General features: G+C 37.5%; 21 protein-coding genes, 1 tRNA gene and 1 pseudogene. 18 read left to right on the top strand and 5 right to left on the bottom strand.

The window, feature by feature from the left end; translation table 11 throughout:
• Nucleotides 1-19: 19 nt before the first annotated feature.
• The 8 genes from gyrA (at nt 20) to L877_RS0104295 (ending at nt 6,681) form a co-directional block, all read left to right on the top strand.
• Nucleotides 20-2,533: a DNA gyrase subunit A gene (gyrA, locus tag L877_RS0104335; protein ID WP_026835041.1), complete on the top strand. Its 2,514-nt coding sequence runs from the start codon at nt 20-22 to the stop codon at nt 2,531-2,533.
• Between the two features lie 113 nt (nt 2,534-2,646).
• Nucleotides 2,647-3,489: a fumarate hydratase gene (locus L877_RS0104330; protein WP_026835040.1), complete on the top strand. Its 843-nt coding sequence runs from the start codon at nt 2,647-2,649 to the stop codon at nt 3,487-3,489.
• 3 nt (nt 3,490-3,492) lie between these two features.
• Nucleotides 3,493-4,431, top strand: coding sequence for an AEC family transporter (locus tag L877_RS0104325; protein WP_026835039.1), 939 nt, complete (start codon nt 3,493-3,495; stop codon nt 4,429-4,431).
• A 12-nt stretch (nt 4,432-4,443) separates the two neighbouring features.
• Nucleotides 4,444-4,623: a DUF6472 family protein gene (locus L877_RS0104320; protein ID WP_026835038.1), complete on the top strand. Its 180-nt coding sequence runs from the start codon at nt 4,444-4,446 to the stop codon at nt 4,621-4,623.
• 15 nt (nt 4,624-4,638) lie between these two features.
• Nucleotides 4,639-5,187, top strand: a complete 549-nt coding sequence (locus L877_RS0104315; RefSeq protein ID WP_026835037.1) for a Fe-S-containing hydro-lyase — start codon at nt 4,639-4,641, stop codon at nt 5,185-5,187.
• Nucleotides 5,188-5,277: 90 nt separating this feature from the next.
• A tRNA-Ser gene (locus L877_RS0104310) sits at nt 5,278-5,365 on the top strand.
• Nucleotides 5,366-5,756: 391 nt separating this feature from the next.
• The gene (locus tag L877_RS0104305) at nt 5,757-6,299 is read left to right on the top strand and encodes a hypothetical protein (RefSeq protein ID WP_026835036.1); all 543 of its coding nucleotides are present in this window, start codon (nt 5,757-5,759) and stop codon (nt 6,297-6,299) included.
• A gap of 163 nt (nt 6,300-6,462) precedes the next feature.
• Nucleotides 6,463-6,681 carry a hypothetical protein gene (locus L877_RS0104295; RefSeq protein ID WP_026835035.1) on the top strand — a complete coding sequence of 73 codons (219 nt, stop codon included), beginning with the start codon at nt 6,463-6,465 and terminating at the stop codon, nt 6,679-6,681.
• A 67-nt stretch (nt 6,682-6,748) separates the two neighbouring features.
• Here the strand turns inward: L877_RS0104295 and L877_RS0104290 are convergent, their stop codons facing one another.
• Both L877_RS0104290 and L877_RS0104285 read right to left on the bottom strand, forming a co-directional pair.
• On the bottom strand, nt 6,749-6,943 hold the full coding sequence (locus L877_RS0104290; RefSeq protein WP_051437675.1) for a hypothetical protein: 195 nt from the start codon (nt 6,941-6,943) through the stop codon (nt 6,749-6,751).
• Nucleotides 6,944-7,378: 435 nt separating this feature from the next.
• Nucleotides 7,379-7,918 (bottom strand): annotated as a pseudogene (locus L877_RS0104285) (IS1634 family transposase); the annotation flags it as partial.
• Nucleotides 7,919-8,019: 101 nt separating this feature from the next.
• Here L877_RS0104285 and L877_RS13405 point away from each other — a divergent pair.
• Both L877_RS13405 and L877_RS0104275 read left to right on the top strand, forming a co-directional pair.
• Nucleotides 8,020-10,335 carry a cellulose binding domain-containing protein gene (locus tag L877_RS13405; protein WP_026835032.1) on the top strand — a complete coding sequence of 772 codons (2,316 nt, stop codon included), beginning with the start codon at nt 8,020-8,022 and terminating at the stop codon, nt 10,333-10,335.
• Nucleotides 10,277-10,660, top strand: a complete 384-nt coding sequence (locus L877_RS0104275; protein WP_026835031.1) for a hypothetical protein — start codon at nt 10,277-10,279, stop codon at nt 10,658-10,660. The genes L877_RS13405 and L877_RS0104275 overlap by 59 nt, the downstream gene beginning before the upstream one ends.
• A gap of 760 nt (nt 10,661-11,420) precedes the next feature.
• Here L877_RS0104275 and L877_RS14530 read toward each other — a convergent pair.
• Nucleotides 11,421-11,972: a transposase gene (locus tag L877_RS14530; RefSeq protein ID WP_341349128.1), complete on the bottom strand. Its 552-nt coding sequence runs from the start codon at nt 11,970-11,972 to the stop codon at nt 11,421-11,423.
• Between the two features lie 5 nt (nt 11,973-11,977).
• Nucleotides 11,978-12,274 carry an IS110 family transposase gene (locus L877_RS14525; RefSeq protein ID WP_341349127.1) on the bottom strand — a complete coding sequence of 99 codons (297 nt, stop codon included), beginning with the start codon at nt 12,272-12,274 and terminating at the stop codon, nt 11,978-11,980.
• A 237-nt stretch (nt 12,275-12,511) separates the two neighbouring features.
• Here L877_RS14525 and L877_RS0104265 point away from each other — a divergent pair, with 237 nt between their 5' ends.
• From L877_RS0104265 to L877_RS0104250, 4 genes are all read left to right on the top strand, one after another.
• Nucleotides 12,512-13,318: an ABC transporter ATP-binding protein gene (locus L877_RS0104265; RefSeq protein WP_026835030.1), complete on the top strand. Its 807-nt coding sequence runs from the start codon at nt 12,512-12,514 to the stop codon at nt 13,316-13,318.
• A 1-nt stretch (nt 13,319) separates the two neighbouring features.
• A complete protein-coding gene (locus tag L877_RS0104260) occupies nt 13,320-15,698 on the top strand; it encodes an ABC transporter permease (protein ID WP_026835029.1) in 2,379 nt (792 codons plus the stop codon).
• Between the two features lie 80 nt (nt 15,699-15,778).
• Complete coding sequence (locus L877_RS0104255; protein WP_026835028.1) at nt 15,779-16,495, top strand: response regulator transcription factor; 717 nt, start codon at nt 15,779-15,781, stop codon at nt 16,493-16,495.
• A complete protein-coding gene (locus L877_RS0104250; protein WP_026835027.1) occupies nt 16,479-17,792 on the top strand; it encodes a HAMP domain-containing sensor histidine kinase in 1,314 nt (437 codons plus the stop codon). The genes L877_RS0104255 and L877_RS0104250 overlap by 17 nt, the downstream gene beginning before the upstream one ends.
• A 147-nt stretch (nt 17,793-17,939) precedes the next feature.
• On the opposite strand, the gene L877_RS0104245 is transcribed toward L877_RS0104250, so the two are convergent.
• Nucleotides 17,940-18,434, bottom strand: coding sequence for a hypothetical protein (locus tag L877_RS0104245; RefSeq protein WP_026835026.1), 495 nt, complete (start codon nt 18,432-18,434; stop codon nt 17,940-17,942).
• A 179-nt stretch (nt 18,435-18,613) separates the two neighbouring features.
• Between L877_RS0104245 and L877_RS0104240 the strand changes: the two genes are divergently transcribed.
• The 4 genes from L877_RS0104240 to L877_RS12130 are packed head-to-tail and all read left to right on the top strand — an operon-like array spanning nt 18,614 to nt 22,897.
• Entirely contained in the window at nt 18,614-19,435 is an 822-nt protein-coding gene (locus L877_RS0104240; RefSeq protein WP_026835025.1) for a tyrosine-protein phosphatase, read from the top strand.
• On the top strand, nt 19,432-20,112 hold the full coding sequence (locus L877_RS0104235; protein ID WP_242837116.1) for a peroxiredoxin: 681 nt from the start codon (nt 19,432-19,434) through the stop codon (nt 20,110-20,112). Before L877_RS0104240 ends, L877_RS0104235 begins: the two co-directional genes overlap by 4 nt.
• 10 nt (nt 20,113-20,122) lie before the next feature.
• Entirely contained in the window at nt 20,123-20,974 is an 852-nt protein-coding gene (locus L877_RS0104230) for a YitT family protein (RefSeq protein WP_026835023.1), read from the top strand.
• Nucleotides 20,975-21,016: 42 nt separating this feature from the next.
• Complete coding sequence (locus L877_RS12130) at nt 21,017-22,897, top strand: Na/Pi cotransporter family protein (protein WP_051437674.1); 1,881 nt, start codon at nt 21,017-21,019, stop codon at nt 22,895-22,897.
• Nucleotides 22,898-23,349 lie beyond the last annotated feature (452 nt).

Genomic DNA, 23,349 nt, shown 5'->3' with positions numbered 1-23,349 from the left:
CAGAAAGGAAATATAATCGATGGATGAGAACATTTTTGATAAAAATTCCATAGACGATATTAAACCCGTAGATCTTAAGAAAACTATGGAAGATTCCTATATAGACTATGCTATGTCGGTTATTGCATCGCGTGCACTTCCTGATGTAAGAGATGGATTGAAGCCTGTTCAGAGACGTATATTATATGCCATGAGTGAGTTGAATAATACACCTGACAAGCCTCATAGAAAATGTGCGCGTATCGTCGGTGATACGATGGGTAAGTATCATCCACATGGTGATAGCTCTATTTATGGTGCACTTGTAAATATGGCGCAAGAATGGTCAACTAGATGCCCATTGGTAGATGGACATGGAAACTTTGGTTCCGTCGATGGAGATGGAGCAGCTGCCATGCGTTATACTGAGGCAAGACTTAGTAAGATTTCTATGGAAATGCTTTCAGATATTAACAAAGATACAGTTGATTTTATTCCTAACTTTGATGAAACGGAAAAAGAGCCAAAAGTGCTTCCTTCACGTTATCCAAACCTTCTTGTAAATGGAACATCTGGAATTGCAGTTGGTATGGCGACAAATATTCCGCCACACAACTTACGAGAAGTTATTAACGGTGTTGTCAAAATAATTGACAATATTGTTGAGGAAGATAGAGAAACTTCAATCGAAGAGATTATGGAAATAATCAAAGGACCTGATTTTCCAACAGGAGCTATGATCCTTGGAAGAGCGGGAATAGAGGAAGCTTATAGAACAGGACGCGGAAAAATTAGAGTTAGAGCGGTCACAGATATTGAGGCCATGGCCAATGGCAAGAATAGAATCGTAGTAACAGAGCTTCCATATATGGTCAATAAGGCTAGACTTATTGAAAAAATAGCTGATTTGCACAAGGAAAAGAAAGTTGATGGAATAACAGAACTTCGAGATGAGTCAAACCGCGAGGGAATGAGAATAGTCATCGAGTTAAGAAAGGATGCCAATCCAAATGTTATTCTAAATCAGTTATATAAGCATACTCAGATGCAAGATACATTTGGAGTAATTATGTTGGCTCTTGTAAACAATGAGCCGGTAGTCATGAATATCATGCAAATGCTCAGCAATTATCTTGCTCATCAAGAGGAAGTTGTCACAAGAAGAACTAAGTATGATCTCAACAAGGCAGAGGAAAGAGCTCATATCTTAAAGGGCTTGTTAATAGCATTAGATAATATTGACGAAGTGATTGAACTCATTAGATCTTCTAAGAGTACAGCAGAAGCAAAGGAAAAACTCATTGAGAGATTTGATCTCGATGATGTTCAGGCCCAGGCTATAGTTGATATGCGTCTTAGAGCTCTCACAGGTTTGGAGAGAGAAAAGATTGAGAATGAGTATGCAGAGCTTCAAAAGAAAATAGAAGAGTATAAGGCTATACTTGCAGACAGAAAGCTCCTTCTCGGAGTAATAAAAGACGAGATACGAGTAATTGCCGATAAATATGGCGATGATCGTAGAACAAGCATAGGCTATGATGAATTTGATATTTCAATGGAGGATCTTATTCCTGTTGAAAATACAGTTATAGCTATGACAAAGCTCGGATATATCAAGAGAATGACTGTAGATAATTTCAAAAGTCAGCACAGAGGTGGCAAGGGAATAAAGGGAATGTCTACAATCGATGATGACTATATAGAAGAATTATTCATGTGTACGACTCATCATTATCTTATGTTCTTTACGAATAAGGGAAGAGTTTATAGGATAAAGGCATATGAGATTGCTGAGTCCGGTAGGACGAGCAGAGGAACTGCGATTGTAAATCTGTTGCAACTTATGCCTGATGAGAAGATTACCGCCACTATTGCTATGCGAGAGTATAAAGAAGATACATATCTCTTCATGGCGACAAAACATGGCTTGGTTAAGAAGACTTCTATAACCGAATATATGAATATCAGAAAAACCGGACTTATTGCAATTCACTTGAGAGATGATGATGAATTGATAACAGTTAAGGTAACGAATAACAATAATGAGATTGTATTGGTTACGAAGCATGGACAGTGCATAAAGTTCAAGGAAACTGATGTAAGAATTACCGGAAGAACTTCTATGGGAGTTCGAGGAATGAATCTCGGTTTTGAAGATGAAGTAATCGGAATGCAGCTTGATACCCAAGGAAATGAGCTTCTTCTCGTATCTGAAAAAGGTCTCGGAAAGAGAACAGCTCTTGAAGAATTTACAGTCCAGCACCGCGGAGGTAAGGGTGTTAAGTGTTATAAGATTACAGAAAAAACTGGTGAAGTAGTAGGTGCTAAGATTGTAAGTGAAGATCAGGAGATGCTTCTCATAACTAATGAGGGAATCATTATTCGTATAAAGATTGCTGATATCTCCGTCCTTGGCCGAATTACTTCAGGAGTTAAGCTTATGAATATTACTGATGACAATGTTGTCATTGCTAGTATTGCTAAGGTGCGAAAGGAAGATAAGACTGATTCCGAAGAGGAAGAATCTGAGGAAGAGGAAAAGCCGGAAGAATAATATAAAGATAATATAACAAAGACAACCCCTAAATGTATGAATTCCTCGTAATTATCATATTTTGGGGGTATTGTCTTGTATGTAATACAATTATTTTACGAGGAGATTGTTATATGAGAGTTGTAAATACAAGTGAAATTACCAAGAATATCAAGGAGATGTGCATTGATGTGAATCTTTCATTATCAAGTGATGTAAAAAATGCAATCCTTGATGCACAGAAAAGAGAAGAGTCTTCACTTGGAAAGCAGATATTAGGTCAGCTTGAAAAGAACATGGAGATTGCATCCGAGACAAATATTCCGATATGTCAGGATACAGGGATGGCAGTTGTTTTTCTTAAAGTTGGGCAGGATGTTCACTTTGAGGGCGATTACATAGAGGATGCTATAAATGAGGGTATCAGACAGGGATATACTGAAGGATATCTGAGAAAATCTGTTGTTAAGGATCCTGTTGAAAGAGTAAACACAGGTGACAATACTCCAGGTGTTATTCACTATGAAATTGTACCCGGAGATAAGGTAGAGATACTAGTTGCTCCAAAGGGATTTGGAAGTGAAAATATGAGTAGACAGTATATGCTCAAACCCGCTGATGGAATCGAGGGAATAAAGAATGCAATTCTTGAAACAGTAGAGATGGCAGGTCCCAATGCTTGTCCACCTATTGTTGTTGGAGTAGGAATTGGCGGAACATTTGAAAAGAGTGCTATTCTATCAAAAAAAGCTCTCACTAGAGATCTGAATTCTAAGTCTGATATTCCTTACGTGAGAGAACTTGAGGAAGAGATGCTTGAGAAAATCAATAAGCTAGGAATCGGACCAGGTGGACTTGGAGGTAGGATTACAGCTCTTGGAGTAAATGTTGAGACTTATCCGACACATATTGCGGGGATGCCTGTTGCAATAAATATTTGCTGTCACGTAAACAGACATATCAAGAGAGTAATATAGAATATGGAAAATTTCATATATAGCATTAATGCTACTCTTCCAATATTTTTGATTATAATATTGGGAGGAGTTTTGAAGAAAATTGGAATAATAGACGAGAAATTTACAAAAACAGCCGATAAATATGTATTTAAAATTGCTCTTCCTGCACTAGTATACAAGGATTTGGCGGGAAATAATATTCGGGATATTTTTCGAATAGATTATGTAATATTCTGCTTTATTGTTACTTTTGTATGTATTATGGTCATATGGATTTTGACAGATGTATTTATGAAGGATGAATCTTCAAAAGGAGCATTTATCCAAGGATCATATAGGAGCAGTGCAGCGATACTTGGTCTTGCTTTTATAGAAAATACATACAATGACGCAGGTCTTGCGCCCCTTATGATAATAGGAGCTGTGCCACTTTATAATATATTTGCTGTTATAATCCTTGAAATCAAAGGAGAGAAGAAAAAGAAGATAGATTTTAAGTCCACGGTGATTGCGGTTTTCAAAAATCCAATTTTGTTGGCAATACTGTTTTCATTACCATTTGCATTTTTGGATTTGAGCTTTCCTGTTTTTGTAGAAAAGGCAATATCAGGAGTTGCTTCAACAGCTTCTCCTCTTGCACTAATATCTATTGGAGCCGGTTTTAAGCTGAAGGGTGCAATAGCTAAGATAAAACCTACTATAATTGCTTCTTTTACGAAGTTAGTACTTCTTGCGGCTATTTTTCTTCCTTTGGCAATATATATTGGATATAGAAACCAGGAGCTGATGGCAATACTAATTATGCTCGGATCGCCGGCAACTGTGTCATGTTATATAATGGCCAAGAATACCGGAAATGATGCGGAGTTAACATCAAGTATTATTGTTGTTACAACCCTATTTTCTTCTGTAACACTTACTTTATGGATATATATGTTGAGGATAATGGGTATGTTGTAATTAGGAGGAGAAATTAAAGTGGTAACTAATTGTGAATTTTGTGCTTTGTATTATGTGGATGACGACGGATATGGAGAGTGTCAAGTCAATTTGGATGAAGATGAGATGTATAGATTTATGAATACATCGTACTCATCTTGCCCATATTATCAAAGTGATGATGAATATAAAATTGTAAGAAAACAAAATTAAAAAGTGAGGAACGATATGGATAAATATTTAGAAACACCATTAACAAAGGAAAAGGTTGAGGATTTAAAGGCAGGAGATTATGTATATATATCAGGAGTAATATATTCTGCCAGAGATGCTGCCCACAAGAGAATTATCGAGGGGTTAGCGGAAGGAAAAGAAATTCCTTTTGACATAGAGGATGCCATAGTATATTATCTGGGACCGACACCAAATAGAGAAGGACAAGTTATAGGATCAGCAGGACCAACAACGGCGAGTCGAATGGATAAATATACTCCTACTCTTTTGGATAAGGGGCTTTCCGGGATGATAGGGAAGGGAAAGAGAAGTGAGGATGTAATTAATTCAATGAAGAAGAATAAGTGCGTTTACTTTGCAGCAGTAGGGGGTGCAGGTGCCCTTCTGTCAAAATGTATAGTAAAAAGTGAAGTGATTGCATATGATGATCTTGGTACAGAAGCTATCAGAAGGCTAGAAGTTAAGAATCTTCCAGTTATTACGGTAATTGATTCAGAGGGAAACAATTTATATGAGACCGCAAGAGAACAGTGGAAATTGTAGAAAAAATAATCAAATTTACTTGACAGTAAATTACTAATATGATAGAATATCTATTGTGTCAATTGAATATGTGTAATAATTCAGAGACTAGGAGAAGTACTCAAGTGGCTGAAGAGGCGCCCCTGCTAAGGGTGTAGGTCGTTCGCGCGGCGCGAGGGTTCAAATCCCTCCTTCTCCGTAAAAAAAACAGATCGCGAAAGCGGTCTGTTTTTTTTGCGGAGAAAGGGAAGAACCCGAGCGCCGCGCACGCGGCGTGGGCAAAAGCACCGAAGCGCCGCCAGTGGCGGAAGAAGCGAGGTGCTTTTGTGACGATGTCCGAAGAGCCTGACCGAAAGGGAGGGCGATTCGAAGACAGAGGAAGGGCAACTTCAAATCCCTCCTTCTCCGTAAAAAAATTAGAAGGCTATTAAGCTGCATATTTTAGTAATCATACACACAGTTGTTTAGTTGTGTGTATATTTGCTTTAATTTTCTCTTGATTTCTTTCTGAAACGATGTTATAATTAAAGTAATCATACACACAAATTGATAGTTGTGTGAGTGATTGCTTTAAGAAGGGAGGTATTTCCATGCTTTTGACCTATCAGGAATGCCTGGATAAATATGGAAGTGATTATCAATTAAAAAAAGAAATCGGAAGAGGAGCCCTATTTATGAAGGAGAAGGGAATCTACTCAACCAAGCGGAACGCTTCGGAAATAGACGTGATTATGCGGAAATACCCTAAAACGATATGCACGGGGAAAAGCGCTTTTTACTACCATTCCCTGACCGACGTGATCCCGGATCATTATTACCTTGCGACCAGACGAACGGATACAAGGATAAAAGATCCCCGCATCATACAGTCCTTCCTGAAGGATGAAATATTTGATGCCGGCATTACGGAGATTCAATACAACAATTCCAGCATCCGCATATATGACAAAGAGCGTATGCTGATCGAGCTTATGAGATTTAAGTCAAAGATTCCGATGGATTATTATAAAGAAATCATAGGTAACTACCGCAAGCTTTCATTTGAGCTGGATTTCGGGATCGTCGAAGATTATGCCGCCTTGTTAAAAAGCGGCTCAAAGCTTATGAATATGATACAGATGGAGGTGCTCTAATGAACCTGTATGAAGAAATAGAAAAGGTTAAGGTGTCCGGCTACAGCGAGCAGAATGCTCAGTCAAAGCTCGGACAGGATATTGTGTTGAAGGCATAGCCGACATCCGTAACACCAGATACAAGGATATCTACGACATCTGCTATCTGAGCGAGCGCGTGAATATGGATCAATTGAAGGACTGCATTCAGAAATACATTTTTGACGATGCCACGCTGAGGAATGTGTCCGATATGAAATCGGTCGTTGCCAGAATAGAGCGAATGTTTACGAATCCCGACTATCTGCGAGAGCTTCACAAATCCAATAAGAACTGGCTTGATATTTCAGATGACGTGGCTCTGGAAAAGAATCTTGCCTTTATAAAGAGTATTACCTTCTAAAAAAGTCCCCGTAACCATCTGCCATACAAATGGTTACTGGGATTCATCACCTCCAATCTTCTCTTACTTATTCATCAACTTCAACAATCTCAAAATCCGGATCCTCACAGTCGTCCAATGGATAATCACCCGGATTTGACAGATTCAGGGTCTCTGCTTCCGTTCTGCAGCAACCAACTAAGTAGCAGCCGTACTCTTCTGCATCTTCCTCAGTATCGAAGATCTCGTCATCCAGTTCTTCAGTTCCATCGGAATACTGCATAGATTTTTTATTTATAAGTGCCAGGATTGTGTAAAGCTGGAAGCGATTCGATCACATGTTTTACATTGGGATGATACTGTTATATTTGTTAATACTAAACGCGCATGCATGCAATTTTATGGCAATGAATGGATATCTCTATTTAAAGCTCATGATACAAAAGCTAGAACTGGGATTGATAAAGATGGTATTCTCCCTGCTTTAGGTCCTGATACAGTAGTTTGCTAATTACAAGGGCCGCTTTCGGTGCATCTTTATTCAATCAGTAGCGAAAGTGGCCTTTATAAAGTCGAAGGAAAATTATTCTCTGGGTTGTGGTATAGTGAAGTTCGCTTCAATATTTTAATCTTCTCCAAAAGAAATTGAAGTTAAGTGTTTAATATGATAAAATCCCGTCTTTGACAGTTTTTGTTTTCGTTTTGAAGTATGGTAATTTTATCTACCTTTACTTTTTTTCTGGATATTTTTCATCTTTTGCTTGGTAATGAACTGAAAATCGGTTTGAAATCCGCATACAGTATGAAGGTCATCTGTTATTTCATTGCGTCTATACAAAGGCATAAATCCCTGTTCCTCAACATCGGCAAAATTTATGTCTCTAAGTGTTTTAAGTATTTCGTCACAGGTATATTTGTTTCCGAGTTTTTTCTCCAAAATCCTGTAGCATAGGAGTGCAAGGAAACAGATGAGGAAGTGTGCTTTTATTCTGTCCTCACGTTGGACATACACAGGTCGTGCGGAAAAGTCTGTTTTCATGATGCGGAAGCATTCCTCTATCTGCCATCTGCCTTCGCTTACTTTCAGTATTTCGCTTACATCATCATCTAAAAGGTCGGTAAATACCGCATATAGACCATCGTAGCGCTCTTCCTCCATTATTTTTTTTTCGTCAAGGAAGTAGTGAATGTCAGCTATTTCTCCATCTCCGGTCACTGCGTACTTGTTTATAAATCTTGCAGGATCATTTGTTTTTTTAAAGACCGTCTCAAAATGCAAGAGAAAAAAATTGACATTATTACTCATATCAGTTATAATACATGATGGATTGAAATTAACTATAGTAAGGGGATTCACATATGAAGAAAATAAAAATGTATATTGTTATTCTTTTGATTATATGTTTGGAGGCTAGTGCTATTAATGTTGCTAGCTCTAAAGCAATTGAAAATTCAATGTGCAAAAAGGATGTATTTTCCGAAATTAATAAAGATCAAGTGGAGGAGAGTGGAAAAGTTGATTTTATTTTTTCGATTGAGTCCGAGTGGAAAAATCATTATAATGGATTAATCAGAATCAAAAACACTTCTGTTTCTGATGTGGAAAATTGGAAGATATCTTTTGTAACTAGTGATAAAATAGAACATATTTGGTGTGGGGAGATAGTGTCACATGAATCTGATACTTATGTTGTTAAAAATCTTGGATGGAATCAAGATATAAAAGCAGGAGGGGAAGTCAATTTTGGCTTTACGGCATATTGTGATGACGAGAAAGATATTCCACATGATTTTTATATATCTCAAGAATGTACCAAAGTCAATGCTGAACACTCGATAAATTATCGAGTTATTTCGGAATGGGATACAGGATTAAATGGAGAAATAATTATACATAATGATTCTGAAGAGAAAATAGAAGATTGGAAACTAACATTTGATTGCACTAGTAAAATTAGTTGTTTTTGGACTGCTGACATTGATAGCACTAAAAATAATACATATTTTATTGATAATAGGGGATATAATTCTAATATTCAACCTGATGAGAATATTGTATTGGGATTTAATGTGATAAAAGAAAATCCTAATGAGGTATTTGAAATAGATAATTTTCAATTATATTGTATGGATGTTTATAAGGAGGATACTAATGATGCGGATGAAGATGGTCTATATGATAATGTAGAAAAGTCAATTGGTTCAAATCCAAATCAAGAGGATAGTGATGGAGATGGCTTGAATGATTATCAAGAAGTTGAAATTTTGGGTCTGAATCCGTTGTCAATGGATTCAGATAATGATGGAATATCAGATTTTAATGAGGATTATGATGGTGACGGATTATCAAATGGAGAAGAAATTACTGCAAAATGTAATCCAATTATGGAAGACAGTGACGGGGACAGATTGAATGATTTTGAAGAAATGAGAATCTATAACACAAATCCAAATGAGATAGATACGGATGGTGATATGGTAGATGATTTTGTTGAAGTGAGATTAGGAATTAATCCATTATTGAAAGATACAGACGATAATGGGATTCTAGATGCTGATGAAAAAATCGAGCAAAACTATCATGCTGATATGGATTTTGGAGAGGCAGGCTCATTAGATTTTTTTATTAATACTAATTTATACCTAGAGGATGAATTAGAAATAGATTGTTCAGAAGAGGAAATAAGTGTTGAAAATTATGATAAAGTAGGAGAAGGCTCGTTCCTGAATTTAGAGGGCAGTTTATACACTTTGGATGGAGATGTGGTTGAAACAGCGACACCAGCGACAATCAAGTTTAATTTAAACACAGATGCAAATGAAATAAAAGTGTACTATCATGATGGTGAAAGATTTAAGCCAATTGAATATTATTGCAATAAAGAAGACAATTCCATTATAGTGCACACGAAGAGATTGGAAAAGAAATATTTTTTGAGTTGTACCAGATCCAATTCGGATTCTAGTCGAAGAGTAAGATTAAAGGCAAAGAAGAGAATAAAATATAGCAAAGCAAATTTGATAAAAGACATAAAGAAGGATTTTGAAAAAGAAAAAGGATTGAAAACAACCTTTGGCACATATACAGTAACGGAAGCTGTCAATATTGTTTTGAGATATGATTCAGAAATAACCGCAGCCGCAAAAAAATATAAAGTAAAAAAAGAAATGATCCAGTCGATAATAACAAGAGAATTAATTTGTATTTGGGCTCAGGACGCTGTAGTAGATGGTTGGGTTGCAAATTATTATCATAACAAGAGAGAGATAGAGTATTATATGTCGTTAGAGTGGTGGAAACAGTTGTTGTATGGAACCCCTAATTGTATATATCCCCAACGAGAAGATTCTAGTACGGGGATTGGACAGATATATGCGAAGACCGCTATAAATGCTACAAACTATTTAGGGGAGACGAACATAAAGTATGGTGATTGGAAAAAAAGAAAAATTGTCTGGTATAATTTAAAGGATGATAAGAAATATAGTGCAGTTATGGTTGCTAAGGTATTACGTCATATTGCAAAGAAGGAAAACATTAGCAGTCCAACAAAAAATAAAATAAAGAATGTTGCAGCTTTTTATAATGCATCAACAGTGAAAAAAGGAGCTCATTATGGGAAGAAAATATATAAATACAATAAGTGGTTCACAAAATACAACAAAAATAGTTAAAGGAACACGTATGGGGAAATTATATATATTTTTAAAAAAATTACTTATAATAATATTAGGTATTGTTTGGGGAGTGATATCTTTTTTTTGGCTAGGATATAGTATATTATCGTTGGGGAATTTCATGGAAGAGCCAGGCTCATATGATTACGTGATTGAAGGAGATACAATGCGCATATTTGGACTTGTGGGGCTTGTTATATATGCTTTAATCTTCATGTCATTATTTTTCCTTTTGTTAAAAAAAAAGTATTTGTATATATTTTTTATATCGTCGGTTTTGGGCGGTGGGTTTACGGCGATTTACATGTTTTTTTTGAGATAAAAAAATGCAAAAATAGTGAGGTGGGTTGATAAAAATTTCAATTGTAAGTGCAAATCAAGGTGCAAACCTCAACATGAAAGAGTCCCTTAAACCTCCCTATATAGACAAGTCTTTTTTCCCTTAAAATAAGGGATTTTGTTTAATTGTTTCTCAGTAAAATGAGCTTTTATCATGGATATTTCTATACATCTGGCGCGAAAATAGTGGTTTCTGGGTACACTTATTAAAACGTCTCTTTTTCTTCGTTTTAAATGGCCTTGTGTATACCCGTCCCTCTATGGTGATGTACCTCCCGTGTCTACCAGAATCATCTCAACTTTGAGAGTCCTCACTTCCTTCGTTCCACCTATCCACAACCAGGGTGTCAGCTTAGCTCCTTTGCAGGGTCTTGCCCTCTGGAAAATATTCCTGCCGACTACTGGCTCATTATTTGTAAATTTTTCTTACTGACTGTTTCTATGAAAGCACCTTTCGGTGGACGTTTACCTCTCATTTCCACATTTGCCGATTATTCAGCTTCTTTTATCAGCCTTTATCGTGGCTGAGCAAAATAATCAGACCCTAATTACTTTACTCGACCGCGATAACAAGCCTTGGTTTCTGTGTTTCTTTAGTTCATTGCTAATGCTGGTCGTTTGATATCCTCAAGCATTTTAGCTCCATCATATGCAACTCCTTTGTTAATATCGCATAAAATATGCGAATCACCTTACACGCAACCGCTATTACCGACTGCATTTTCTTTAACGGATTCCTTTCTCTATGTTCGATAATAATGATGGATTTCTTTAAACTCCGCATTCTTTCCTATCAGCGATATTGCTGCTTCGTATAGAACATAACGTAATCTTTTTTTTCCTCGATAGCTGATATGACTTTTTCCGTTATGCTTTCCTGAATCATTACTAACAATTGCATAACCAGCTAGTTTCTGTAGTTGCTTTGGATTGTCAAAACGTCTTATGTCTCCAACCTCCGCAATAAAACCACAGATTGTTATCATACCAATTCCTTTTATCTCCAAGAGTTTATCTATATATGGAATCTCATTTGGTTTTTCTTCTATTGTTTGCATCAAATCATCCATTCGATGATTATACATTTCATAATCGCTTAGTAAAATCTGAAGTTCCACTCTTGCTGCTTCTGGTGCTTCCTGACTTCCAATACTATGCTCTGATCTATTTACCAGGGTCTTCGCCCTCTTAAGTCCTACTGCTCGCAGCTTCGCATCTCGCCAGATCTTGTTCACTCCATCCACTCCAAGTTTCACGATATCCATTGGCAATGGCGCCAACTTTAGAATCATCATTCCACTTAGCGCATCCAGATTCCATAGACTTCCCTATACTCTGGAAAATAAATACTGAACAAACGTACTATTCGATTCTTAATTTGTGTAATCTGTTCTTGTGTCTGAAATCTAAGCTTTGACAGATTTCTAATTTCTGCATAAATCCCTGACGGAATATACGGATAAGAAAATCGTCCTTCATTTACCAACGTAGCAATGGTCTTTGGATCTTTTCGAACATTTTTATTCGGATTATTATCATCCAACTCTTTTGATTTTTTTACATGATGTGGATTTACGTGTACCGGACGCATTCCCATATCCTGCTCCTTCTTGTAAACTTCCTATATTTATATTATACAGGAATCTCCTTTTTATGCATATTTGCGGAGACAGGAAAGGGTTCGAATCCTTCCTCTCTTTGACGATATTTAGTAAATCATGTTATTTTTAAGAAATAATTAAGAAATAAAAAAGATACAGATTAAGACATTAAGATTTCTAAGTGGTATTATAATGTTGTAGTTAGCAATAAGCAGCAAAAAAGGAGCGAGAAAATGAGTAAAGAAGTAATATTGGAAGTAAAGGATTTATCAAAAACTTTTTCAAATCAGACAGTTCAGCAGCATGTGCTTAAGAACTTGAATCTAAAGGTATATAAGGGTGATTATACTGTGATAATGGGAAACTCTGGTTCAGGAAAGAGTACATTATTATATGCATTGTCCGGTATGGACAGACCAACGATGGGGCAGATTGTGCATCATGCGGGGGGTGAACCTCTGAATATATCGGAGTTTAATAATGACAAACTGGCCATGTTTCGAAGAAAAAACTGCGGCTTTGTTTTCCAGCAAAATTATCTCAATGATACCATGAGTGCACTTGACAATGTCATGATAAGTGGACTTCTCGTCAACAAGAACAGAAAGAAACTTGCCAAGAGATCCAAGGAGCTTCTACAGGAAGTTGAGCTCTACGAAGATGATTGGAAGAAGTTTCCGACCCAGCTCTCGGGAGGTCAGCAGCAAAGAGTGGCAGTGATTAGAGGAGTGATAAATAATCCGAATATTTTATTCGCCGATGAGCCAACTGGTGCACTAAATTCTCAGAATACAGAAAATGTTATGGAAATAATGACAAATCTCAACGAGAAAGGGCAGAGCATCATCATGGTAACTCATACGATTAAGGCGGCAGAGAGAGGAAATAGAATTATATATCTTGCCGATGGTGTGATAACAGATGAGATTGAACTAGGTCCATATATGGGAGATTACAGAGACGAATCCAACCCTAATCAGCAAATTGCCAAGGAAAGGCATCAGAAATTAAAAGATTTCTTGCAGGAAATGGGGTGGTAAGATGTACAGATTATTGGTTATTGCTAAGAATAATATCAAGAAACAGAAGGGCGAGATGTTTGTATTTGCATTGATTGTAATAATATCTTCATTCTTGATTTTTTCATCCAGCATGATTCTAAGCGGACTCGGAAATGTAACAGGTCAATTATTTGATAAGATTAATGGAGCTCACATCTTATCCTTTATTTTGGATGAGAAAACAGAGGTTGAAGCTATGAAGAACACTCTGGAAAAAAACAAGGACATCGAGGATTATGAATCCAGCAGGGTTATTGTAGGTAGCATGAATTTTAAACACGGCAAGGAGAGTAAGTGGGCAGAGTACCAATTTTGCATGGGTTCCTTTGATCAGAAAAGGAGAATTCACAATGTGGATTTTGGAGATGTTAATCTGGACGAGAAGGATATGCTTCTCCCATATCACATGTGTACAAATTACAAAATCGGAGATACTATCAATATAAAAATTGATGATAATAGGTATGACTTTAGGGTAGCAGGTTTTGTAGAGGACCCATACTTTTGTTCTACGCTAAATATAACTATAAATTCTGTTTTTATTTCAGATAGCATGATTGACAAAATTCACGGGGAAAATAGTCTGAAAGCCAAGACTTATCAGCAATTTTGTTCTAGAGTAACTGATGACTTTCTGAGGAGAGGTGACTCTTTAGAAGACCTGGAATCAAAGGTAGTAAAGGAATATACCAATGAGGCAAGTTCCAAGATAAAGCCTAATGAAGCACCAAATTATCTTGATTATATGTCTGTTCACTGGGAGATGATGAAGGCCGGAGCTACATTTCTTCCGCAGTTAGCCCTCTCATTTATCATTATTTTTTCAATTATTATTCTCATAGTTGGAATAATTATTGTTGTATATGGTGTAAATAGTTTTATCCAGAGAAACATGAAGAATACCGGAATTCTTGAGGCAATAGGCTATACTGTGAAGGAACTCAGAATGACAATTGTTATGCAGATGACTGTAACAGCATTTCTTTCAACAGTTATTGGCGTAGCTATGGGAATGGGATTTCATCAGCAAATTGGCGATATATCAAGCCTCATAACTGGACTTAGATGGAATCAAGCTCTGGATTCTATGTTAGGCGTATATATTGTAGCCGGATTTGTCATCGGAATATTTATCACGAGCATATTTATTAGCAGAAAGTACAAGAAAATAAGTGTGCTGGAGGCAATGAAAAATGGTATTAGTTCCCATAATTATAGGAAGAATCACTTTGCTTTTGATAAGTTTAGGATTCCAATGCCTCTCTCAATTGCCATGAAGGAGACTTTTGGAGGAAAGGGAAGGACCCTTCTTCTAATAATCATTACAGCTGTTTTGTCTATGTCAGCGGTTGTCGGTATAGGAAGTTATATCACATACGGCACCAGGGACAAAGAGGTAATGAAAATAGTCGGCGTTGAGATGGCTGATGTGTTTGTAGAAAAGGACGATTATTATGATAGGGTAAATAATTTGGAATGTACAAAATCCGTATTGAGAATCGGAAGGTTTGACTCTGAAGTAGAGTATAATGGCAAGGTAAAAAAGACTCAAGGTTATCGATACGATGACATGAATAAGAGAGTTAATATGAATCTTGTAGAGGGAAGGGTGGCAACTCATGACAACGAGGTAGTGATATCCACGGGAGTTCAGGATGATATGGGCTGTAAAGTGGGCGAAGTAATCACAATCTCACATGCGGGAAAAAAAGCTGATTATCTGATTGTGGGAATTGACCAGAAGACGGAGCAGATGGGAAGAACAGTGGGTATAACGTTGGACGGTGCAAAGAGAATTGTCAGCGGAAAAATCGAAAATGATATGAGTATAACTCTCAAGCCAGGATATTCATTTAAAGAAGCTAAGAAGATGATACAGAGTATATCACCGGATTTGAATATTTCAAATTCCAGGAAGAATATGGAGGAAACTCTAGAGACGGTTAAAGTTGCCATAGGTATGATTTGTAAGGTGATTCTCATTATAACAGCTATAATAGTGATTTTTGTAGAGTCACTTATTGTAAAAAATAAGATTACAAAGGAGTGGAGAAACTACGGAATAAGCAAGGCTCTTGGAATGAAAACAAGTGATCTGATTGTCCAGATTATGCTGTCAAATATGCCGGCAATAGCATTTGGTTCGATAGTTGGAATATTGCTTTCAAGCTTGGTCGGTGCCAACATGTTTAAGGTTGCTTTTTCCATTATGAGTTTTAGAAATGTGGAATTCTGTGTTCCAAACATCTGGAAACTCGTGACATTTGTAGCTATAATTGTTATCGCCTTGGGAACTGCCGGAATTGTGGGATTGAGACTGAGAAAGCTAAATCCTATAGAGATGATTTCCGAGGAATAGTCGCAGAGCAAAGACACTTTACATTACTGTATAGTTGTTATAATATAGTAATATGAAGAATGTTTTTGGAGGAGATAGGATTGCATTACAATTGTTTAATTGTCGATGATGAGAAAGAATTATCGAAGATGACAGCAGAGTACTTTCAAATGTTCGGTGTTACCACAGCATATGTGGAGTCGGCAGAAGAATGTTATAGCTTTCTTGATAACAATAGTGTAGATTTAATATTACTTGACATCAACCTCGGAGATAATTCGGGGTTTGATGTATGTAAGCGCGTCAGAGAGGATATGCAGATTCCAATTCTCTTTATCAGCGCAAGGCAGAGCGATGATGATGTGCTGATTGCACTCAGTATAGGCGGGGATGACTACGTTAAGAAACCCTATAGCCTGTCAGTTCTATTAGCCAAGGTAAAGGTGAATTTGAGGCGAATAGAACAACTGAGGGCAGCAGGTGAGAAAAATTCGAGAGAAATGATTGAGAGCGGAAGATTTTACATTGATGAAACGACTATGTCTGTTATAAGGGATGGGGAGCAGATTCAGTTGAAGGCCAAGGAATTCGATCTCATAAAGTGTCTCTATAATCACAAAAACTCTATTGTGAAGAAGGAAGCTCTGTTTGAGGAAGTGTGGGGAGATGCTTTCTATGGGGATGGGACATTAAATGTTCATATAAGAAAACTTCGGGAGAAACTTGAAGAAAATCCCAACAAACCAAAGCTAATCAAGACAGTTTGGGGAACGGGGTACATGTTAGATTTGGAGAATAATATTGAAGCAGATAGTTAAAATAATAATTGTTTATACTTTATTTGCATGTGCGTGTCTGGGAATATTTTTCTTCACGCATAAGGAGCAAACCTACAAGGGAAGGGACTTAACTAAGTATAATGATCAATTATATAATATATATAGCGAGTACAACAAGGGCGTAAATATCCCACAAATTGAAGAAAAATATCACTGTAAGATAATTATGACCAAGGAACTCGTGGAGGCTAGAATATCAAAGTACTATGAAAATAGTTCGCTCGTGCTTGACTTTTCTCCGAATGGAAATTATATGGGGAAGATAGTTTGGGACGACAAAACTGATGATTATTTGAGGTTTAGAGATAAGATTTTATATGATTCCTTTATATTTTGGGCAATGGTATTTGTCTTGGGATATATACTTATAATTGTATATTACCTAGCTATTGTGGCACCTATAAAGGAGATTGATAGATATGCGGAGGAAATTGCCAAGGGAAAGCTGGACTTACAACTTCCCATGCGGCGCACTAATCTCTTCGAACGCTTTACAGAGTCATTTGATATGATGCGAGAGAGCCTTAAGCAGGCCAAAAAAGAAGAGATGGCGGCAAATGCAGCAAAGGCGGAGCTGGTATCGGAGTTAAGTCATGATATTAAAACCCCGATTGCAACCATCGAGGCCACATGCGAAGTAATGCAGATGCAATATCAGAACAAGCTTGCAAAGCTGGAAGAGGAGAACGGCGACAAGGAAGAAATAGATGAAGTAAAAGCCGGCTTAGAAAAGCTCGGATTCATCGCCAATAAGTCGGAGACAATCATAAAGCTGGTTGAAAATGTTCTGCATGTAAATATGGATGAAGTCGATGAGCTTAAGGTAGAACCGCGAGAATTAGACACCATTGAGATAGAGAAATTGATTAAAAATACAACAGGATATGGGAATATTATTCTCAAAAATCATATCAGAAGATGCCTTGTTTACGCAGATAAACTCAGATTAGAACAGGCAATTGATAATGTAATTAATAATTCTTATAAATACGCGGGAACTGATATTATGGTGGAATTTGCTGAGAGCAGTGAAGTTATAGATGGCAGGGATCGAGGCTTTATAAAGATTATTATTAGCGACAGGGGACCGGGTGTCTCTGACAGAGAAATGCCTCTTCTCACAGAGAAATACTACAGAGGGAAAAACAAGGGTGAGAAAGATGGGTATGGACTTGGCCTTTATCTGGTGAAGCTATATATGGAGAAACAGGGTGGAGGTATGGAATACTATAATTCTGATGGGTTTGTAGTTGAATTAATATTGCGAAAAGTATAGAAAAGCTCACATCTTATGATGTGAGCCTTGCTTTTTAGGAAACGCATATTTAATCGAATCGCATACTGCTGGTCTTACTCCCTACGGTCGTAAGACATTTAATCGAAACGCATAATGCTGGTCTTACAAGCATAGCTTGTAAGACAATTAATAATTATTTACAGCTGTTGCCATAGTTGTTGATGAGATTTTCTTATTGCCGGCAGCAAAAACAAGTACAGTAGGTGTTCCTGTGTCGCTGAACATAGATGAAGCTGTTATTCCCTTGCCCTTAGTTGAATCCATACAGAGCTTTCCGGCTGTTTCATTGTAGATATCGCTTTCGGAAATTCCCAGATTCTTTGCTAATGCAGATACAAGAGCTTCATTCTCTGAATCAGATGATCCCTGGCAAACAACCTTTGTCTCGCCGTCGATTATCTTAATCTCAAATGTCTTATTAAATCCGGATTCCTTGACTGCTGATTGGGTTGCCTTCATGACTTTATCGAGAATATCTCTGTCATTTTTCTCCTTTTGAGCGTCGGTCATCCCTGCGCCAAGGTTCGGATCAACTTCAACTTTTGGTTTACTCTCCGTGCCACCACAAGCAGTTAGTACAAGTGATGTAGCAAGCATAAGCGCCATAATATGTTTCTTCAATATAACCATCCTCTTTCTTAAATTGAATATTTATATACCTATAATACAGTATGCAGATGGAACTCGTCAAGAAAATCTCCAAATATATTTTTATTGCATTCTCTTTTTTTTCATGATATGATTAAATCGGTTTGTTATGTATTTTTTTGTTAGATGAAAGTATTGGAGAGGATGCGTTTATGAATAAACCTCACGAATTGGATTTAAAGAGTGTGGGAAATGCCAGAGAACTTGGCGGATACAAGACACGGGATGGTAGATTGGTAAAGAGAAATCTTCTTTTAAGGACAGCTGATATAACCAAGGTATCAGATGAAGATAAAAATGTTCTGAGGAGAAAATACAGTCTTTCTACAGTAGTAGATTTTAGATCTGATTATGAGAGAGACAGAAGTCCTATTGTAAATATTGATGGTGTAGAGGTTAATCACATTTCTATTCTTGATAGTACAGTGATTCCCAAAACCAAGGTTGCAAAGCTTGATATATCATACAACGAAGAGTCAAAATACAAGATTATTCTTGCTGCTGTGGACAGAGGTATAGTATCGGAGGAACTCTATGTAAATATGGTTTCATCTGAGACAGGTAAGGCTGGATATACAGAGTTTATCAGACTTTTAGTTGGTCAACCGAAGGATGAGGCCATCCTATTTCATTGCACTCAAGGTAAGGATAGAACAGGGATTGCTGCTCTTATAGTTCTTAGTATTTTGGGAGTTGATGAGCAGACTATTTTCGATGATTATCTATTAACTAATGTTTATAATAAAGATATCATTGTGAAAGAGAAGAAAGAATTGAGAAATATGCTTGGGGAGGGCGCTGATATAGATAAGTATATGTCGGCACTTGATCAAGTAAATATAGATTATATGAAGAGATTAGTTGAGTTTATGAAAGAGCAATGTGGATCTGTTGTTGGCTATATTAAGGAGAATTTTGGCGCAACAGATGAGATAATTGCTGAGTTGCAAGAGAAGTATTTGGAGGAAGAATGATGAATAACGAAGGAGAAGTTGGGTACAATCCAATGCCTATGATTGGTGACAAAGCGCCCGAATTTCGCGCGATGACGACAAAGGGAAAGGTAAATTTTCCGCAAGACTACAGTGGATCTTGGGTAGTACTTTTCTCACATCCGGCTGATTTTACGCCAGTTTGCACGACTGAATTTATAGGTTTTTCCAAGCTGGCCGGTGAGTTTGAGAAGATAAATACCAAGCTCATAGGGTTGTCTATCGATTCACTTCACTCACATCTTGCTTGGGCAAGGAGTGTTGAAAATATCGACCTCTACGGAGAGGGAAAAGTGGAAGTATCATTTCCTATTATCGCAGACATCAGCATGGATGTTGCGAAAAAGTACGGAATGATTCAGACAGTAGCTAGAACTCAGACAGTTAGAGCTGTGTTTATCATAGATCCAGAAGGAGTAATTAGGACAATTCTATATTATCCTATGAGCACGGGAAGAAATCTGCCTGAGATTCTTAGAATTCTGCAGTCGCTCCAGCTACATGATGAGGAAAATGTAAGTACGCCGGCTGATTGGAAGCCAGGAGACGAAGTGGTTATGGGAGCCCCGCTCACATTGGATGAAGCTGATGAGCGCCTAAACAGTCAGGATGGTAATCTTCGCAGCCTGGATTGGTACTTGACAATGAAAAAGATATAAGGAGAATGATTTGAAAAAAAACAATGAGACAGTAAAATCTTGGATTTTAGTAGTGGTCGGAGCGATACTGGCTGCCTTTTCTCTGGAGGAATTTCTGGCACCCAATAACCTTTTAGATGGCGGAGTAACGGGAATTAGCATGGTTATAGTACATGTCTTTAAGATGTATTTACCGGCAGTGATTGCGGTGTTAAATATTCCGTTTATGATTATAGGATATAGAGAAATAGGCAAAAGTGTAATCGTGAAATTCATAGTTGCCGTGTTAGTTTTTTCTGCGGCAGCAGGTGTATTTGAGAGATTTGACAAAGTAACCGATGAATCTCTGTTGGCAGTTATATACGGTGGAATAATGCTTGGAATCGGTGTCGGAATGGTTCTTCGAGGTGGAGGATGTATCGATGGGACCGAGATTGTGGCTATTATCCTGGCGAGAAGATTTGGAATTTCAACAGGAAATATCATATTATATGTAAATGTTTTGGTATATTCCATAGCGGCGATAGTATTCGGGCTCGACAGAGGTATGTATTCTCTGCTTATGTATTTTGTTACATCTAAGGTTATAGATATTGTGGAGACGGGTCTAGACAGTGCAAAATCCGTTATGATTATTACGGAGAGTGGCGAAGAGATGGCCAATCTTATATTTGAGAAGTTGGGACGAACAGTAACATATATCAAAGGCGAGGGACACGTGAGTCAGGAGAAGAAGACAATTCTCTACTGTGTCGTGACGAGAGCGGAGATATATGAATTGAAAAAATTGATAAAACAGGTAAATGGAAGTACTTTTACGACAATTTCAGATGTCACAGAGATAGTTGGAAACCATGTGAAATCCAGCACTCTGACTCAATAATAAACAAACAAGAAGAAGATTAACAGGAGGAAATGAAAATTAATGAACGTAATTTCGATTATTCGATTGTTTGGAGGCGTAGGACTATTTTTATTCGGAATGTCTCTGATGGGGAGTTCTCTTGAAAAGCTAGCCGGATCAGGACTCGAGAAAATATTGGAGACGCTTACAACAAGTAAGAAGAAAGGTGTGGGCGCCATCAAGGGATGGGCCTTGGGAACCGGTGTAACCGGAATTATCCAGAGTTCAGCTGCGACGACAATCATGCTTATAGGCTTCGTAAATGCCGGAATTATGACTCTTAGCCAATCGATACCGGTAGTGTTCGGGGCAAATGTTGGAAGTACCGTTACGGCTCAAATTCTGCGTCTGGGAGACCTTGGATCGGGTACAATCATATTGCAGTTGTTGAAGCCATCGTCTTTTGCACCTATGCTTATCACTGCTGGTGCAGTTATGTTCTTCTCAAAGAAAAAAAGGAAGATGCGAGATGTCGCGGGAATCCTTATCGGTCTTGGAATTCTCTTTTATGGAATGACCATAATGGAGGAGGTTTTTGCGCCGTTGAAGGAGTCTGAGACATTCAGAAACTTCTTTACTTCTTTTGAGAATCCGCTTGTGGGAATCCTCACAGGAACTATATTGACGGCAATTATCCAGAGTTCAAGTGCATCTGTGGGTATACTGCAGGCTTTGTCTGCGACAGGTAGTGTTACATATGGAATTGCAGTGCCAATCATTATAGGTCAGAATATCGGAAAGTGCTTTACGATTATTCTCGGAGGAATCGGGGCAAACAAGAAGGCTAAGCGTGTTTCGGCATCATACCTTATATTTAATATTATTGGTGCAGTGGTCTACTCACTGATTATATATGGTATCTACTATACTGTAGGTATTCCGCAGTTTTCCAATGTGGTAAACCGTGGAGATATCGCCAATGTGCACCTAGCATTTAACCTAATTATGAGTATTGTGTTACTTCCATTTTCCGGTAAAGTGGCGAAGCTCACCGGAAAAATGCTGAAGGATTCAGATGCTACTCCAGGGGATAATGAGCTTCAAAAACTCGATTCTATGCTTCTCAAGACGCCTGGAATCGCTCTCAAGCAGTGTGCTGATGTAATCAATGTCATGAGCGAGAAGATTCTTGAGAACTTCAGAATAGCCACGGAGCTTATCCATAACTATGATTCATCTGTATTCTCCAAATTAGAAGAGAATGAAAATTTTGTCGACAGATGTGAGACAGCATTATCTTCTTATATAGTTAGAATTGACAGAAAGCGACTTACTGCTGATGATAAGCTGCAGGTGTCGGAAATCCTCAACTCCATAGGAGATTTTGAGCGAATCGGAGACTACTGTATGAATATTGCTTATGTTGCAAGAAGTATCAATGAAGATAAGATAACATTCTCTCAGGCCGGCGAGGATGAGCTTGAGAAGATGCGCAAAGCAGCCAAGTATACTCTTCAAACAGCGATAACTTCTTTTGCCGAAAGTGATGGAGATAAGGCAGTAAGAGTGGAGATCCTATCAAATACGATTAACAAATTGAAGGAAATCATTAAGACCAATCATATCGAGCGTCTCCAAGATGGAAAATGTGGCGTCGAGGGCGGAGCAATGCTATTTGATATCACTAATAGTTACGAGCGAATTGCGGCACACTCAGCAAATATTGCCATGCACGTAGTAAAAAGAGTTAAGGCGGACAGCGATTTCGACGAGATGCATGGACATATGTCTGATATGAACTCTGAGGAGACAAAGGCATTACAGGAATATTATTCTGGCAAATATATTGATCCTATCATTTCATATAATGACAATTCTGATGAGGAAAATGTTCCGCCAGTTGAAAAGTCCTCAAAAAAATCTGGCGCAAAAAAGAAGAAAAAAAAGAAAGAAAAAGAATAAATCTTAAAAATATTCCCACTATATCATAAGTAAGTCTTGTGTTTATCGGGGTGAAAAACCCCGATATATAGTGGCAAAAGAAAAAAGTTTAAATTTTTAAAAAAAAATTCGAAAAAAGTGTTGACATCTGAGTAAAACTTTGATAAGATAGTATTCGCTGACGCAAACAAAATAAATTTTGCACAGCAGAGAACCTTGATAATTGAACAGTGAAACAACCCTGAAAATTCAAAATAAAAAAGGCAAGAATGGCCTTAACGAATTTTCAGAAACTACAAACTTATGACAAGTTCTCATTAGTGAGAACGGGTAAGATTAGTTTCCTGAAATTCTTTTGAATTATTCATTAACGTTTCGTGAACGAAACACCAAGTAAACAACTCGTACTATGTACGATGCTTACTGAACGGATTAGCCAAGCAAATATCTTGGCAGAATCAAACATTTTAATT

The sequence above is a fragment of the Eubacterium xylanophilum ATCC 35991 genome, assembly GCF_000518685.1.
GTDB lineage: Bacteria > Bacillota > Clostridia > Lachnospirales > Lachnospiraceae > Eubacterium_F > Eubacterium_F xylanophilum.
This window is presented reverse-complemented; position numbering and strand designations above follow the sequence as displayed.